The sequence below is a fragment of the Chryseobacterium gallinarum genome (assembly GCF_001021975.1).
GTDB lineage: Bacteria > Bacteroidota > Bacteroidia > Flavobacteriales > Weeksellaceae > Chryseobacterium > Chryseobacterium gallinarum.
Genome location: NZ_CP009928.1, coordinates 2,158,210 through 2,173,892, shown reverse-complemented (window position 1 = coordinate 2,173,892; position 15,683 = coordinate 2,158,210). Strand labels below are relative to the sequence as shown.

The window sequence follows — 15,683 nt, the reverse complement described above, 5'->3', positions numbered from 1 at the left end:
TTTCTGATAAGTCAATAAAAATTAAATCTTAGGAGGTTGCCAGATAGGGTCATACACCTGATAGGCAAAGTCGTTTTTCTGAAATAAGATTTTCTTAGAGAAATAAGCCTGAATCTGCTCGGGAACTTCTAACAAAGGATCCATTTTAAAAGCTGAAGCCGTAATCTGGCAACAGCTGCAGGCACAAAGTGGTGAACAAACATCTCCCTTTTCTGTAGAGTGAGCTCCTTGGATAGATGAAGATATTTTATTACCGTTAGAATCCAATGGACGGGACACATCTTCACATGGCATCAAAGATAACGCCATGAAATAAATTGCCAGTATCCATCTTAACAGGTTCATTGCAACAAAGGTAAAGTTTTTTTCTAAAATGAACGGTTTCTATTGAAACTTAGAAGAACTTAAAGTCATTCTTCTCATTTTCATGAGTGTTTCTTTGGCAGTAATCATCAAAATAAATACCATTCTTTTTACTGATTCAAAAGGATTTGTAATTGATAGTAAATTTCATCTAAAGATAAGCCTTTTTTATATGACTTAAATCACAAGACACCAAAAAGTGACTAAAATAAAAAAGTGTTAAATTTGTACTGAGAATAACAAATTTAAAAACTTTTCAATGAAACGTACATTACTATTCGCCTTTATGATGGCGGCATCCGGCATTTTCGCACAAAGCTGGAACACTACCGGGAATGTTGGAACCAATCCTTCAACTCACTTTATCGGAACAACAGATGACAAGCCAATTGTTTTTAGACAAAACAACAAACAGATCTTTAAACTGGAGGGCCAGAGCATCAATATCGGAAGCGGAGCTCCTGGAACCGGAAACTTACAGCTGGCCCTTGCTCCGTGCAGCCGTTGTTACTCCCAATGGGCACAACCAAATGATGCTGTGATGAGGTTATTAAGCGGGCAAAATCTGAATATCCATATGGATAATGATAATGCCATTGATCCTAATGCAGATACCAGCACTCCTAACTCACCGGGAATCTCAAGAGTCCGTTTTTCTGATGGGGTCCACAAAAGTTTACTGGTACTTTTCAACACAGGAAAGGTAACGATGGGAACGGAGCTGTATGATAATGATCCTAATTTTACCCTGTATGTGGGCAAGGGAATCAAAGCACAACAGGTAAAAGTTGAAAACCCTGCGGCTAACGGCTGGGCAGACTATGTCTTCAAAAAAGATTATAAACTTCGCTCTTTGGAAGAGGTAGAAAGGCATATTTCAGAAAAAGGACATTTACCAAACATCCCTTCTGCCAAAGAAGTAGAGAAAGACGGAATTAATTTAGGAGAAATGGATGCTAAGCTTTTGGAGAAAATAGAAGAATTAACCCTTTATTCCATTGAGCAGAACAAACAGTTAAAATCACAATCTGAAGAGATTAAAGAACTAAAAGCACAGGTACAACAATTGCTTTCTGCAAAAAAATAAAATACCATGAAAAGAAAATTATTTTCAATAGTTTCTTTGTTGGTAGGTTTTCTGGGCTATTCACAAACTGAAGTCTATTTCAAATATGATGAAGCCGGAAACCAACGGTACAGGGGTACTAACGTATCCGCTAAAAAAGCCGACGAGATTATTACAAAAGAAGTCAAAGTACAGGAGGAAGCAAAGGTAGCAGCTGTTACCCAACAAACTCCTGCTATTGATGAAAAAACATTCTGGAAACAAATAAGGCTCTATCCTGTCCCGGTAAATGATTATCTAACCATTGACTGGACTGAAGAAGTAGACGGATTGATTGAATCCGTATCGTTGTACCAGCATAGTACAGTTCACTGGAAATTCCAGCAGCAGAATTCACCGGATTTAGGACGTAAGATAAAAATCAATATGACCGGATACGATTGGGGTGTTTACATTCTTCGCTTTACGTTAAAAGACGGAAGAGTCTTTGGAAGAAATGTGACTAAAAGATAAAAGGCAGGAACTATTTAACGTTGAAAAATTCAAAGATATCTCAATGTTATCAGGATGGTATTCCTATCTCATCAATTACAAATTATCATAACAAACAACTAATAACAATGAAATTATTTTCATCATTGATGTTATCCATGTGTTCGGTAGGGGCTTTTTCGCAGACCATCCTCTACCAGGCAGAATCCACCTCCCGGACGGTTCAGGATCCGCAGACGGTGGTCATGGCACAGGGATTTCATGCCCAATCGGATGTTTCGAATCCGTTTGTGGCTAAAATAGGTCCTGCCACGGAGAATCCGGGTGGCGGGCCGACAAATTCAAATGCAGGGTCGAATAACCCTAGCGGGACTTCTGCACCTACGGGTAAAAGTTTCCATGATACTCAAGGAAATATAGAAGTTACGGGAACTGGGCAATTACAATTTACATTACCGATCACTTTACCTCCCGGAGTGAAAAACGTAGCTCCGCAGGCTAATCTTGTCTATACCAGTGGTACGGGAAATGGTATTGCAGGATATGGCTGGAACCTTTCAGGAATCACATCTATTTCAAGGATTGGTAAAACTATTGAAACGCATGGTGAGGTGAAGCCGGTACAAATAGATTATTCCGACAACTACAGTTTCAATGGCCAACGGTTAATATTAAAATCAGGCGAATATGGAAAAGATGGGGCTGAATATGTGACTGAAAAATATTCTAACCTCAAGATTAAATCTGTTGGCACCTATGTAGTCAATGGACAAGATGTCGGACCTGCCCATTTTGAAGTTACTTTTGAAGACGGATCCCAAGCCTGGTATGGCGCATACCAGCCAGGAATGAGGGGTAATCCTACTGTAACAACCCCTTTAGAATACAATATCGTAAAGTGGAAAGATGCACAGGGAAATTACATTACCTATAATTATGCTTCTGAATCATCTTCCGGAGGCTTCAGAACCTTAAATCGTGTCATGAGGATCTCTTCCATAGGATGGGGAGGAAATGAAACATTGAATAAACCGCATTTTAATTCAATCGAATTCTTATACATTGACCGGGACCTGAAAGAACAGTCTTTTGTACAAGGGCTTGAACATGCACAGAATAAAATTCTTTCAGAAATTATTGTAACCTCCCATTTACAACCTTTCAAAACTTACCGTCTTGAATATAAAAAAGATAATAACGGGACAAATTATCAGTTTCTGAATAAAGTCACTGAATATAATTCAGCAGGTGAAGCCGCCAATCCTGTCAGCTTTGAATATGAAAACTCGGTAAGAGGAACTGACTGGATACAATCTTCCAGTCATTCTTTGGAATCAGGATTATTGGGTGATTTTGATGGAGACGGTAAAATAGATGCCTTAGAATATAAGGATCAGCCTTTCAGAATCTGTGGAAGTATTGGAGGCAGCGGTTTCAATTCTGTATGTAACAATCCTATAGACAAACCAGCTGGTCTTTATCTGGCAAAGAAAGCCCTGGACCGTCCACAAGGATTGGCTGAACTTACCTACGTCGGATCTCTGGCTATTACAAAAGATGAGTTTAAGAAAGCTTTGCCCATTTCATTCAAAAACCCGGCAGGCATTATGGAAAACCAGCAGGGATTCGCTTTTTATAAAATTGCCAGTGATACAAAAGATATTCAATTATTTGTATATTCAATTAATCAGAATAATCAACTAGAGCATCAATACACCAAGGTTCTTCCTAAATCTGTTTATGATCTCACTACTCCGGAAATAGACCCTATGCAAGGTGGTACCAGTTTCAAAACCACCCCTTTGAGACTTATGGAACTGGATCTTGATGGAGATGGCATTTCTGAATTAATGATGGGGTTCAATGACGCCGTACATACCAAAGTTCAGAGACCCCAGGATCCTAATAGCCCAATAAGCTTGCCTGAATTTGATGAAACTTTTCAAGATAGGAAAAGATATATTGCAATCAACCTGGATAATGCAATAAGTGCTACGCAATCTTTCTCTCAAATGTCTTTTTATCCTTATGATGTGGATATATTTGACACCTACAAAATGGGAGATTTTGACGGAGATGGCAGAACTGATTTTTTAAGATTTGACAGTGGAAATCGTCCATTTCTCGTTCAGTTTAAGAAGGAATCGAATAACCTTTATTCTGTAATCGAAAATGGTTTTTATCAGAATGATGAAAGAGTTAAAGGAGTTAATCAAAGAGCTGTCATCGGAGATTTTAACGGAGACGGAAAGAGTGATTTATTGGTTCCTGCGTCCAATACTACGACAGACTGGTATTTATATCAGTCAACGGGTAAAACGTTTCTGGAGGAATTTAAACCTAATTTTGCTTTATTCCGTAAAGATCAGCTTGTTAATTCTAATAATGACGGTACTGCAACTGTTGAAAGAACAAGCCACCAGGCTTATGACCTTGACAGAGACGGTAAGAGTGACTTCGTTACTTTTAACTATAGAAAAGAAAGAGTTAAGCTTAGCGGTTCTCAAACTATTTTTAATATCTATTATTATAATACGGTTGATATTAAAATATCTGCGGGAGAAAAAAAATTCAACAATGATATTCGTTATGCATTCAATGAAGGTCCTTTAGGAGATAGTAGCGGTTTTAGGGATGATCCGCATACTTATCTTAATGAGAGAACCAAATATGATATGCAGGAGCTTTTAGGGAACTTTAAAATCAATCAGTCTGTTCATCAGATCATACTTGTCAGCCCAAGCCCAATCAGGGGAGTTTCAGGAGACAGGGTAAAGAGAATTGATTTTTATGATGTTTCTAAAGAAGCCCGTATCAGCTCCATTACTCAAGGCGGTGTAAAAACAGATATCAGCTATAAAGAGCTTGACCCTATTGCTTCACCGAACTTCTATCAGGCTGTAAAGAAGGAAAAATATCCTTATATGGAACTTGCAAATGTTCAGCAATCCTACGCTGTGTCGCAACTCCAGCAAGAGGGTAAAAAGCAGGATTTCCGTTATAGGGGACTATTAGCCCATCTACAGGGTCGTGGAACTGTTGGATTCCGTCAAATTGCCCGCTCATCATGGTATGCAGACGGCTTTGAAAACACTAAAGTATGGAACGGTACGGAAATAGATCCGCTGAACGAAAGTTTACCAATCAAGGAATGGTCTATCCGGACAACCGATGAAACAAAAGTTTTCCCAACTGACATTTCTGAAAACAATAGCCAGCTATTAAGCTTAAAATCTACCATCTATCAAGTTGAAAAATTAATAAATGGCCAGGTTACCGCTGTTGTTTCAGAGAATGATAAGTCCAAAGCGGTTACAGCAATTGTTCCTAAAAAAATCAGGACGAAAGATTTCATAACCAACACAGTTGCAGAGAATACAATTACTTATGGAAGTTATTATCTCCCGTCGCAAAATATTACTAATATCAATAATGGATATGCCATTACGACGTCAGCATTTACTTATTTCCATAATCCATCCGGATCAGGAGCAGCTTATTATATAGGCAGGCCGCAGGAAAAAACAGAAACCAAGCAGGCGTACAATGATACTAAGTCTTCCAAAGAAGAATACACGTATGAGAATAATTCAGTAAAAACAAAGAAAACCTGGAATAGGGATAATACAGGCTGGCTACTGGAAAACTACAATTATGACAGTTTTGGAAATATTACTCAGAAAACAACAACTAACAGTATAGATTCCCAGTCACAAACGGTAAGTACGCAATATGATGATAAGGGTAGGTTTGTTGTTAAAAAAACTGATAATTTAGGACTTGTCACTGATATTGTTTACAATAATTGGGGGCAGATTACCAAACAGACTGACCCTCTTGGCAATATCCTGGAAAATGAATATGATGCGTGGGGTAAATTGTTGAAATCAAAGACAAGCTTAGGTGGAACTACTACTTATGAATATATTAAAGATGATCAGTATAACGCTATAGTAGTACAGCATGAGCCTCATGGAAATATTTCAAAAAAATATACCAATAAGTTTGGACAAAAATACAAGGCATCTACAAAAGCCTTTCAGCAGGGACAATTCCTCAATATTGACATTCAATATGACCTATTAGGAAGAAAAACAAGTGAAAGTGAGCCTTATGGTGAAGGAACAAACGCATGGCAGTGGAATACTATAGTTTATGATGACTCCGTATTTCCAACCAAAGTTACCGCTACAGCGTTTACCGGCAAGCAAATGGAAACTTCAATTGTGGGTGGAACTACTACAGAGAAAGAGCTCAATGGTTATGGCAGAACAACTTCCAAAACTACCGATGCTTTAGGAAACGTAGTATCATCCACAGATAAAGGAGGTACTATTACATTCTCTTACAATGCTGCCGGAGAACAAATCAAGACGCAGTATGCTGAAAATACGGTAACCATCAAGTATGACTCATGGGGAAGAAAATCAGAATTCAATGATCCTTCAAATGGTCTTTATAAATATGAATATAATGGATTTGGCCAGATTAAGAAAATTGTAAGCCCTAAGGGTACTAAAGAATATACATATAATAATCTTGGGCAGCTTATTTCTCAAAAAGAGATTTCCACAACGGATGGTGGGCAGGCCACCAATAAGTTAATTTCTTTCAGCTATGATGATAAGGGAAGACTTGTTTCAAAAACCGGAACTTCTAAAGGAAAAGCATACAGTTCATCAACCACTTATGATCAGCAGGGAAGGATATTGTCCTCTTCTGAAAGCAGTAATGACAAGTACTTTATCCAAAAAGGAATTACCTATGATGACAAAGCAAGAATTATCTCTTACGAAAAACAATTATTCTCTTCGGGAGTATTGACTAAAGTTCAGATAGAAAATGTGTACAATCCCTGGAATGGAGATTTATATCTGGTAAAAGATAAAAACTCCGGAAAAACTCTTTGGGAACTGAAAGAGGTAAATGCAAGAGGCCAGGTTCTTAAAGCTCAGTTAGGAGCTGCTGAAATTAACCAAACCTATGAACCCGATGGTACCTTAAGCCAGGTAAACCATGGTTCAGCTGTTAAAAAACATATCTTACGACTGTCCTATAATTTCAATGCCATCAAGAATGAGCTGGAAACCAGGTCTACCGAAGGCGATTTCTACATTCAGGAATCATTTGATTATGATGATAACAACAGGTTGATCAATTGGACCAACCCGGTGACAGGGGTTAAAACCCAAAATGCTGTTCTTAATGTTTATGATGTAAAGGGTAGAATCCTAGAAAATGATCAGGTAGGAAAAATTAAGTTTGATAATTCTTCTAAAATCTATCAGCCTACAGGGATGACTCTTAATGCGGCAGGGACACAGAATTATAACAATGATTTAATCCAAAATGTTGTTTATAATGAAAATAACGATCCTGTATTTATTGATGGCATGAAAGGAGATGTCGCTTTCCAATACGGATTGACAGCAATGAGACAAAGAGTTACCTATGGAGGTAATTTTAATGCAGATGGAGATGGTAAATTCACTAAATTCTATAGTGAGGACGGAAGCTTTGAAATTGTAAAAGATAATGCTACAGGAAAAGAAAAGCATATTCTTTATATTGGTGGAACTCCTTATGAAAGTGATATTATTTTTGTCAAGAACTATACGGAGAATAATGGTTCTTATAAATTCTTGCATAAAGATTATTTAGGAAGTATCTTAGCCATCAGTGATGAAGCGGGAAATAAACTGGAACAAAGACATTTTGATGCATGGGGGAATATGACCCATCTTCAAATAGGTAACGGACCAATTGTAACGGATATCAACAAAATTCAGGAAACAGTAAATAAAGGAGGATTACTGCTGGAAAGAGGCTATACTTCTCATGAGCACTTCATGGAAGTAGGAATCATCCATATGAACGGAAGGCTATATGACCCTTTATTAAGAAGATTCTTAAATGCTGATGAGCATATCCAGGATCCTTATAATACCCAAAACTATAATAAGTACGGCTATGTTCTGAACAATCCTTTGATGTTTAATGACCCTAGTGGGGAATTCCTGCAGGTCTTGCTACCTGTTCTCATCAAAATTGCTATAGGGGCAGCCTACGGAGCTATCATAGGGGCAGGTATTGGTATTTTAACATACACTATCAAAGGCTTAATTACCAAAGATTGGAGCGGTTTTGGCAAAGCAGTATTGGGAGGAGCTATTGCGGGTGCAATTTCCGGAGGATTAAACGGCCTGGGTGCCGCTTTATTCAGTCCTAGTAGTGCTATTCTTAACAACGGAACATGGGAACTTCTTTCTAACATCACTACTCAGTCTATGCTGGACGGAAAAATTGATGCAATAACCATTACTTCTTCAATGATTGGGGCATTTGTTGGAAATAAACTACCGGGATGGAGAGCTTTAGGCGGAAAAGGTGTTTGGGGCTGGGCTAAAAATGTAGTAGGAGAAATCCTGTACAACTCAACTAAATATGGAATTACAGGTGCTATTTCAGGTGGCTTTACAGCCATGTTCCGAGGAACAAATGTATGGCAGGGAATTAAAAATGGCTTTGAAAACGGAGCCTATAACGGAGCGGGCCAGGCAGCATTCATGATTACTGTTTTTGGTGCAACCTATAAACCAACTGATGAGCAGCTTCAAGATGTGAAAGCCATGTCTAAGGAGTTAGATATTTCATATAAACATGTAAAATGGAGAAATAAAGGTTTATACCAACTGGCACAACCTTTCTTTGCAAAATTATTTACTACCAACAGCAGAGGTTATTCTATAAGTGAATTTAGAAGAGAAGTTACCTGGGGAAATAATGTAGCTACTTTTGGCGCCGAGGGAGCACTCACTCATTTCACTACATTTGGGCATGAATTTGGCCATATATTCCAGGTGTATGAACAAGGCTGGACAAATTTCCAGGTAAAAGGAATATGGGAACAACTCTTTATGAAAGGTGATCCGTATGAAACCTTTGGCACTAACGAATGTAATGCTACACAAATGTTTAAAATATATAGAATATCTAAAGATGAATAAGTATATTTTACTACTCTTAACGTTCTGCTTAACAACAAGCTGCGTATCAAGTGATTTCAAAAGTTACCAATCAATTGATAACTTACCAAAAACTAAAGAGTATTATGAAATTAAAGAATCAGACGGCAAAGTTAATTATGTAAAAGTAGGAGTACACACTCTTTACAATATACAAAATAACCATTCCATATACATTGCTTTCAAGAGCAAAGTTATGACTGCCTCAAGCATTCGGTCTTCTACTTTCGGAAAAATAGATCCGTCTCCTGAAGAAAGGGTTTATCTTAAGAAAATTGATAAGAAAAAACTGATAACGGATACAGTCTATATCAGTTTACCCAACAAAGTCTATACATTTTACTATAAAGAAAATTGATAGACCATAATATGAATAGCCGCAAGAATCTTGCGGCTATTTTTATACCTCATCAACAAAAAACCACTGCAAAAGCAGTGGCTAAAAATCAAATCTAATTATGGCTCTATGTTATAAATTCGGGTTATTCTCCGTTTCTCTTTGTGGAATACTGAATAAATAATAAGGACTATTTGGAACAAAGGCCGTTTTATCAGGGAAATCAAAAACAGAATGTCCCCTGCCGTCTACTGTTTTCACAGTTCCATCCGGTGTTGTAATCTGAACCTTAACAGGTTTTCCATCAGCATCTACAAATGGTTTTCTAACCACCGTTCCCTGGGTTCTGATAATATCTGACAGCGAGAAGCCTTCTCCGAACAATTCTTTTCTTCTTTCAACCAGAATTTCTTTTACCACATCATCCTGAGCCAGAGAGCCGCTGTAAACATTCGCTTTTCTTGCCGTCTTCAATTGGTTTAAAACAGCTACTGCCTGTGATGTATTTCCGTTTCTTGCTTCAGCTTCAGCTTCAATCAGATACATCTCCGCCGACCTCATGTATACAATATCCGCAATCAAAGTAGGCTTGAATTTAAATTTGGCATATCTCAACAGTCCTTCCCTTCCTTTAAGGCCATCCCATGAAAACAGCTGATACCGGATATCATTCGTATCAAACAGATCTTTAAAGTAAGGATCCGCCATAAAGCTGTAATAAAAACTTCCGGAAGAAGACACATCCAGATAATGAAAAGCATAGCTTGCATCCGACTGTTCCTGTGTCTGCCCGTGTCCCCAGATCCATTCTGCATTATTAATATCATTAAACCCTTCTTTATATTTTTCCGGAGCCATCAAAGGGAAACCTTCTCTTGCAATTTTTGCAGCAGCTGAAGCTTTTGCCCATTCCCCGGTATTCAGGTATGTTCTGGCTAATAGTCCATTGACTACAGAACGGTTGATCTTGTCTTTATTATTTCTTGTATACTCTTGTAATAAATGATCCGCATCCGTAAGATCACTTTTAATCAAAGTATAAATTTCTTCCAGGCTTGCTTTTTTCTTCCCGACTGAGTTTATAGTAGAAGGTTCAGTATAAATAGGAGCGGTCAGGGCTGTTTTATCTTTAAGATAACTAAACTGATAAAAACTGGCCAGATTAAGGTAGCAGAAAGCGCGCAATGCTTTTGCCTGGCCTTTCACCTGGTTCTTTTTTTCCTGGCTGCCCTCCGTACCATCTATTTTTGCAAGAACATTATTCATATTGTTGATGGTGGAATACAATAATGACCAGATAAACAACGGACGGCTTGTAGTACTATTCACCATCTCGGTGAAAGCGTAAGCAGATGCAAAACCATATTTATTGGTCAATACCGCTACATCACTTCCCATTGCATCACTTGTCCTCAAAACGGTAGAGTAACCGATATTCGCATAGGTAGTCCCGTCATCATTGAATTTTGCCCATGCTCCATTAATAACCGTCTCTGCACTTTCTGCTGTTTTAAAAACCTCAACATCATTGGCCTGGTTGGTAGGAGCCGTATCCAGTTCACTTTCACAGCTGGCCAGCGACCATAATGCCAAAAGACTAACAGATAAATATTTTAATTGTTTCATTGTTTCAATTTTAAAGTTAAAGAGTCGCCTGAAGGCCGAAAGTAATTGTTCTCATAGCAGGATATCTGTAATAGGTGGTACCATCCAAGGCCTGCTCAGGATCCATTCCTTTATGTTTATAAAATGTGAGAAGGTTTTCTGCCTGGATATAAATCCTGAATTTCTTAAGCCCGATTTTTTCAAAATAATCGGCAGGAAGAGTATATCCTAAACTCACATTTTTAAGCCTTGCATATGTTCCTGAGTATAAAAACCTCGAAGAAGTAGAAGTCCAGTTATTGGTAGTGGTACTTAAAGCGGGAACATCTGTGTAAGGATTGTCCGGAGTCCATCTGTTCAGCATTTCAACACTCCAGGCACGTCCTCCTGCACTTCCGTTATGAAGCAGTGAAGTATAATCTGTGTCCAGAATCTTACCCCCTATTTTAAAAGTAAGCAATGCTGAGAAATCAAAGTTTTTATAGATGATGTTCGTACTTACTCCTCCTGTTACTTTAGGTAATGCAGAACCTTGTAAGGTTCTTGTTGCTTTTGCATATTCAGATGTGGTTCCTTCAATAGTATTTCCGTTGGCATCCTGAGAAATCGTTTTCCATAAAGGCTTTCCATTACTTGGGTCCACCCCGGCCCATTCGGGAATATAGAAATCATAGACAGATCCACCTTCCTGCAGTAATTTGGTTCCCGTTACGATAGAACCTTTCGGAAGCCTGGTAACCTTATTACTCAGAGTACTCAGGTTAATATCCAGGTCCCACTGAAAATCATCTTTCTTAACGGGAGTTGTGAATAATGAAAATTCAAAACCTGTATTTTGTATGGTCCCAATATTGGCAGGAAAATCACTGATCCCCAATGACGGGGCAACCGGCATATTAAATAACAGATCCTGGCTTTGTCTTTTAAAATATTCAATATTTCCTTTAATCCTGTTTTTAAGAATTCCAAACTCCAGTCCGACATTCAAATTTAAGTTGGTTTCCCACTTCACATTAGCTGTAGCTGCTTTTTCTAAAACAGTTCCTGCTTCACCCAGGTTATTATAAAACCTGTACAATTCCTGGTAAGCATAATAAAGAGGTGAGCCATTAGGGCGTAACAACTTATCGTTACCCTGTCCTCCATAGCTTGCACGGAGTGTCAGTTGATTAAATACATTCAGGTTTTTAATCAGCTCTTCATTTGAAATTTTCCATGAACCTCCTACAGACCAGAATTTCCCCCATCTGTTATCCGGAGAAAATCTTGAAGATCCGTCCGCCCTTCCTGAAAAGGATAAGAAATACGTATTATTAAAATCATATTCCACCTTTCCCAGGAAACTCAGGAGGCTTACCTTATCACTATTCCCGCTGAAGCTTCCCAATAAAGCAGCTCCATCTGGCTCATAATAATAAGGCAGGGAGAACTGAGTTCTGCTACCGGAAATTGTCTGATAATCATATTTATAAAATTCCTGCCCTCCTAAAACATTAAAATGATGCTTACCCCATTTCTTATCAAAAGTTAAAATATTACTGGTAGTATATGACAACGTCCTGCTGTTGGATTTCGTTACAGAACCGTTTGTTTCACTTCCTTGTCCGATAAGCGGATTAGAATAATAATGTCCGTTGTAATTAACCAGATCAACGGAAAAACTTGATCTGAACTTCAGCTCCGGCAGGAAGGTAAAATCCAGAAACCCTTTTCCTGAAAAGTTGTCTTCTTTATTTTCATTCTTATCAAGAGGCAAGGTAGCAGCAGCATTTTGATTCTGGAGAGCACTTGTAGGCCTGTACTTTCCAAAATCATAAATTCTGTTTCCTGCAGCATCCAACACATACGATCCATCAGGATTTCTTTCATAATAAGGATAGAAAGAAGGGATTACCCTTGCCGCCTGGATGATGTTACTGGATTTTGAATCTGATGAAGGTGGAGCTTGCTGAATGCTATTGGTATAGCTCAAATTCACCCCTACATTCAACCATTTTTTAACTTCTGAGTTGAGTTTTAATCTGGTATTATATCTCTTAAACCCGGATTCAATCGCCATTCCTTTATCATCCAGATACCCCAGTGAAAAGAAATAGTTACTTTTTTCGCTTCCGCCACTAATATCAAGATCCACCTGATTCCTGGAAGCTACTCTTTGCAAAATATCCCGCCAGTCGTCATTCCATAAAGCTTTTGCGCCGGGCAACAATTTCCCGTCTGTACCTACAGGTTTAGGATAACCGGCCCCGTAAGGATTAATAGAAAGCCCTGCACCTGAAACTATATTATCAGTGGCCATTTGTGCAGCCTGCTGTGCTGATACTTTACCTGATTGATAGCCGTTCCTCATCGCTTCCCAGTAAAGTTCAAAATATTGATCCGTACTTACCTGTTGATAATCTTTCACTGCTCTGCCGGAGAATCCCTGGCTGATATTAAAATTCACCCTGGCCTCGCCTTTTTTACCGGATTTCGTGGTAATGATAATAATCCCGTTGGCTCCTCTTGAACCATACAAGGCACTTGCTGTAGCATCTTTCAATACACTGATGGATTCAATATCATTGGGGCTGATGGCGTTCAGGTTTCCGTCAAAAGGAATTCCATCTACTACGTAAAGAGGATCACTGGAGGCACTGATGGAGCCAATCCCCCTGATCCGGATTGTAGATGTGGCTCCGGGCTGTCCGGAAGAACTTGTTGTCTGGATTCCCGGTACCTGGCCTTCCAGCGCTTTGGTGATATTGGTGACGGGCCTGTTGTTGATTTTATCACTGGAAATAGTTGCTACAGAACCTGTATAGCTTGTTCTTTTTGCTTTTCCATAAGCAACTACTACAACTTCATCAATCTCCTTTTCATGAAGAGTATCTTTTTTAGGTCCCGAACTCTGTCCATTAATCCCGGTAACTCCTAAGAAAAATACCGCCACTGATGGGATCCAAATTGTATAATTAATTAATTTTTCTCTAATCATAATCAATTTTATTTACCATATATAAAAATTTTGCCCTTTGCAGAATAATCAGCAAAGGGCATCGAAATATACGATAAACCAAATGCTTATTTTCCCTTTAAAAGGCTGAATGTAACACCTTACATAACGCAGGTTGTTAAGACTTCACAGGGTCAGTTCCCTCCATCTTTCTTTATAAGCCGATCGAAATATAGTTGCAAAGCTATAAATATTTAGTCTACAAAACAAGTAGACTTATTATTTTTCATGTTAAATTTTTAAAAATTAACTTAATTTTATAACAAACGCCACTAAAATAAGCAGTTACGAAATTTACAATTTTAGCAAATATGACAAATATCATTATAGATTACTCAAAATCACAAAGAGAAAAAAAATGACACCTGAGTGCCATTTATCGGATATAATTATTTAAATAATTGAAAAGTATTGTCCTACAGCTTCATTGATCGTTGATTAATGCAAATAACATCCTATCTGGTGTAATCAACTGCGATACTGAATATATTACAGAACATCCTCGCATTAGAGCTTTCCGAACAACCCGCTCCTTCATTGTAAAATTTATCAGTAGATTCATAATTATAAAATAAATTAACATCAGTATAGACCAGTAAATTATCATCCAGAGTTGCAGCCGCTTTACCGGCACTGTCTTTCATAAATACCCTGGCAGTAGCAGGATATTGTGTGATCCGTCCCATATAGCGGTTGGTTTGTAGCCTGGTATTTTCAGGAAGGTTACCAAATATCCCTGTATTTGGCCCCTGTGAGCCTGTCGTATAAAAGGAACCCGGTCTTTGACTGTTAATATATTGTGCTGTATATCCTAAATTCAGCTTATTGATAGGAGTAAGGCTTTGGTGTTCTGCGTCAATAATAAAAAACTTTTTCTTTTCCTGGATTTTTTGCCTCAGAACAGCAATAGCCTGGTCAGAAAAGTAGCTGGTGTATACATAACCAATCCAGATAATGTCCGCATTATCTATTGCCTGAGCCAATTCAGCAGGAGTGGCAGTCCGTATATTGATTGTATTAAAAATAAAGTTGGAAATTACCACCCTTCCATTGGGTCCGAAATTACTGGGATTGTTAAGCTTAGATCTGGCTACAGATGAATATCTCCCATGAGAATCTGTGGATAAAGTCCCGTTCCAGGCGTCAGGAATGATCGAAAGTATTTTCACTACCCTTTCGGACGGCAGGTTCGTTACTGTAACAGCGAAAGTACAGCTTTCATTGCCCGCCGGCATAACAATAGAGTATGTGTAGGTTCCTGCCTGTAGCAGAGTCCCTTCAGCAGAAAGGGTAACATATTGTTCCCCCGTATTTTCAAAATACCCTTCTGCGTTAAAACTAATTCCATTGACTGTATCAGTATTAATTTTATACTTACCAGGCTTACTCACTGTCACCTTAATCCTTACGGAACCTACAGCGGGCGAACCTGCATAAAAATTTCCATTGACAACAGGTTCACAATTGATAGTATACACTGCTGCATTGCCCTGACATAGGTTTATCCATTCTACACTATTCCAGAATTCCAGGCAATTCACCGTTTTATTATAGATCACCATACCCTCTGCCTCTATGTTAGGGGTATCCGGGGAAAGAAGGGAGTCCCTTTGGGAAGTTGTCAGGCGTGGTGGAAGAAACCCTTTATCATTAGAAAAAACATCCAGCGCCGATTTAGGATGTGGATTAGCAATATTTATCCCTACTTGTGCATGTAAGAATAAAAAAGAAGCCAGGAAAGCTACTAAGCTTAATAGTTTTTGTTTGTTCATCATCTTAATGTTTAAATTATTGTTATAA

Annotated in this window: 8 protein-coding genes and 1 riboswitch; of the genes, 4 read left to right on the top strand and 4 right to left on the bottom strand. The window is 38.4% G+C overall.

The features are described 5' to 3' along the window. Nucleotides 1–21: 21 nt before the first annotated feature. A complete protein-coding gene (locus OK18_RS09730) occupies nt 22–345 on the bottom strand; it encodes a DUF6660 family protein (protein ID WP_050020555.1) in 324 nt (107 codons plus the stop codon). A 277-nt stretch (nt 346–622) separates the two neighbouring features. On the opposite strand from OK18_RS09730, the gene OK18_RS09725 reads away from it, so the two are divergent. The 4 genes from OK18_RS09725 to OK18_RS09710 all read left to right on the top strand — a co-directional run bounded on the left by OK18_RS09725 (nt 623) and on the right by OK18_RS09710 (nt 9,304). After that, entirely contained in the window at nt 623–1,450 is an 828-nt protein-coding gene (locus OK18_RS09725) for a hypothetical protein (protein ID WP_082129174.1), read from the top strand. A gap of 6 nt (nt 1,451–1,456) precedes the next feature. Next, the gene (locus OK18_RS09720; protein WP_050020553.1) at nt 1,457–1,942 is read left to right on the top strand and encodes a hypothetical protein; all 486 of its coding nucleotides are present in this window, start codon (nt 1,457–1,459) and stop codon (nt 1,940–1,942) included. Nucleotides 1,943–2,049: 107 nt separating this feature from the next. Continuing rightward, entirely contained in the window at nt 2,050–8,928 is a 6,879-nt protein-coding gene (locus OK18_RS09715; protein ID WP_082129173.1) for an RHS repeat-associated core domain-containing protein, read from the top strand. Then, nucleotides 8,921–9,304, top strand: a complete 384-nt coding sequence (locus tag OK18_RS09710; protein WP_053327887.1) for a hypothetical protein — start codon at nt 8,921–8,923, stop codon at nt 9,302–9,304. Before OK18_RS09715 ends, OK18_RS09710 begins: the two co-directional genes overlap by 8 nt. A gap of 111 nt (nt 9,305–9,415) precedes the next feature. Here OK18_RS09710 and OK18_RS09705 read toward each other — a convergent pair whose 3' ends face one another. The 3 genes from OK18_RS09705 to OK18_RS09695 form a co-directional block, all read right to left on the bottom strand. Next, complete coding sequence (locus tag OK18_RS09705) at nt 9,416–10,909, bottom strand: RagB/SusD family nutrient uptake outer membrane protein (RefSeq protein ID WP_053327886.1); 1,494 nt, start codon at nt 10,907–10,909, stop codon at nt 9,416–9,418. 16 nt (nt 10,910–10,925) lie between these two features. Beyond that, entirely contained in the window at nt 10,926–13,865 is a 2,940-nt protein-coding gene (locus tag OK18_RS09700; protein ID WP_053327885.1) for a SusC/RagA family TonB-linked outer membrane protein, read from the bottom strand. 83 nt (nt 13,866–13,948) lie between these two features. Next, nucleotides 13,949–14,046: riboswitch (SAM riboswitch) on the bottom strand. A 292-nt stretch (nt 14,047–14,338) separates the two neighbouring features. Continuing rightward, entirely contained in the window at nt 14,339–15,658 is a 1,320-nt protein-coding gene (locus tag OK18_RS09695) for a hypothetical protein (RefSeq protein WP_053327884.1), read from the bottom strand. Between the last annotated feature and the right edge of the window lie 25 nt (nt 15,659–15,683).

Excerpts from the sequence above, each read along its gene's own strand:
- OK18_RS09730 (WP_050020555.1), bottom strand. The coding sequence starts at position 345 with ATGAACCTGTTAAGATGGATACTGGCAATTTATTTCATGGCGTTATCT.
- OK18_RS09725 (WP_082129174.1), top strand. The coding sequence starts at position 623 with ATGAAACGTACATTACTATTCGCCTTTATGATGGCGGCATCCGGCATT.
- OK18_RS09720 (WP_050020553.1), top strand. The coding sequence starts at position 1,457 with ATGAAAAGAAAATTATTTTCAATAGTTTCTTTGTTGGTAGGTTTTCTG.
- OK18_RS09715 (WP_082129173.1), top strand. The coding sequence starts at position 2,050 with ATGAAATTATTTTCATCATTGATGTTATCCATGTGTTCGGTAGGGGCT.
- OK18_RS09710 (WP_053327887.1), top strand. The coding sequence starts at position 8,921 with ATGAATAAGTATATTTTACTACTCTTAACGTTCTGCTTAACAACAAGC.
- OK18_RS09705 (WP_053327886.1), bottom strand. The coding sequence starts at position 10,909 with ATGAAACAATTAAAATATTTATCTGTTAGTCTTTTGGCATTATGGTCG.
- OK18_RS09700 (WP_053327885.1), bottom strand. The coding sequence starts at position 13,865 with ATGATTAGAGAAAAATTAATTAATTATACAATTTGGATCCCATCAGTG.
- OK18_RS09695 (WP_053327884.1), bottom strand. The coding sequence starts at position 15,658 with ATGATGAACAAACAAAAACTATTAAGCTTAGTAGCTTTCCTGGCTTCT.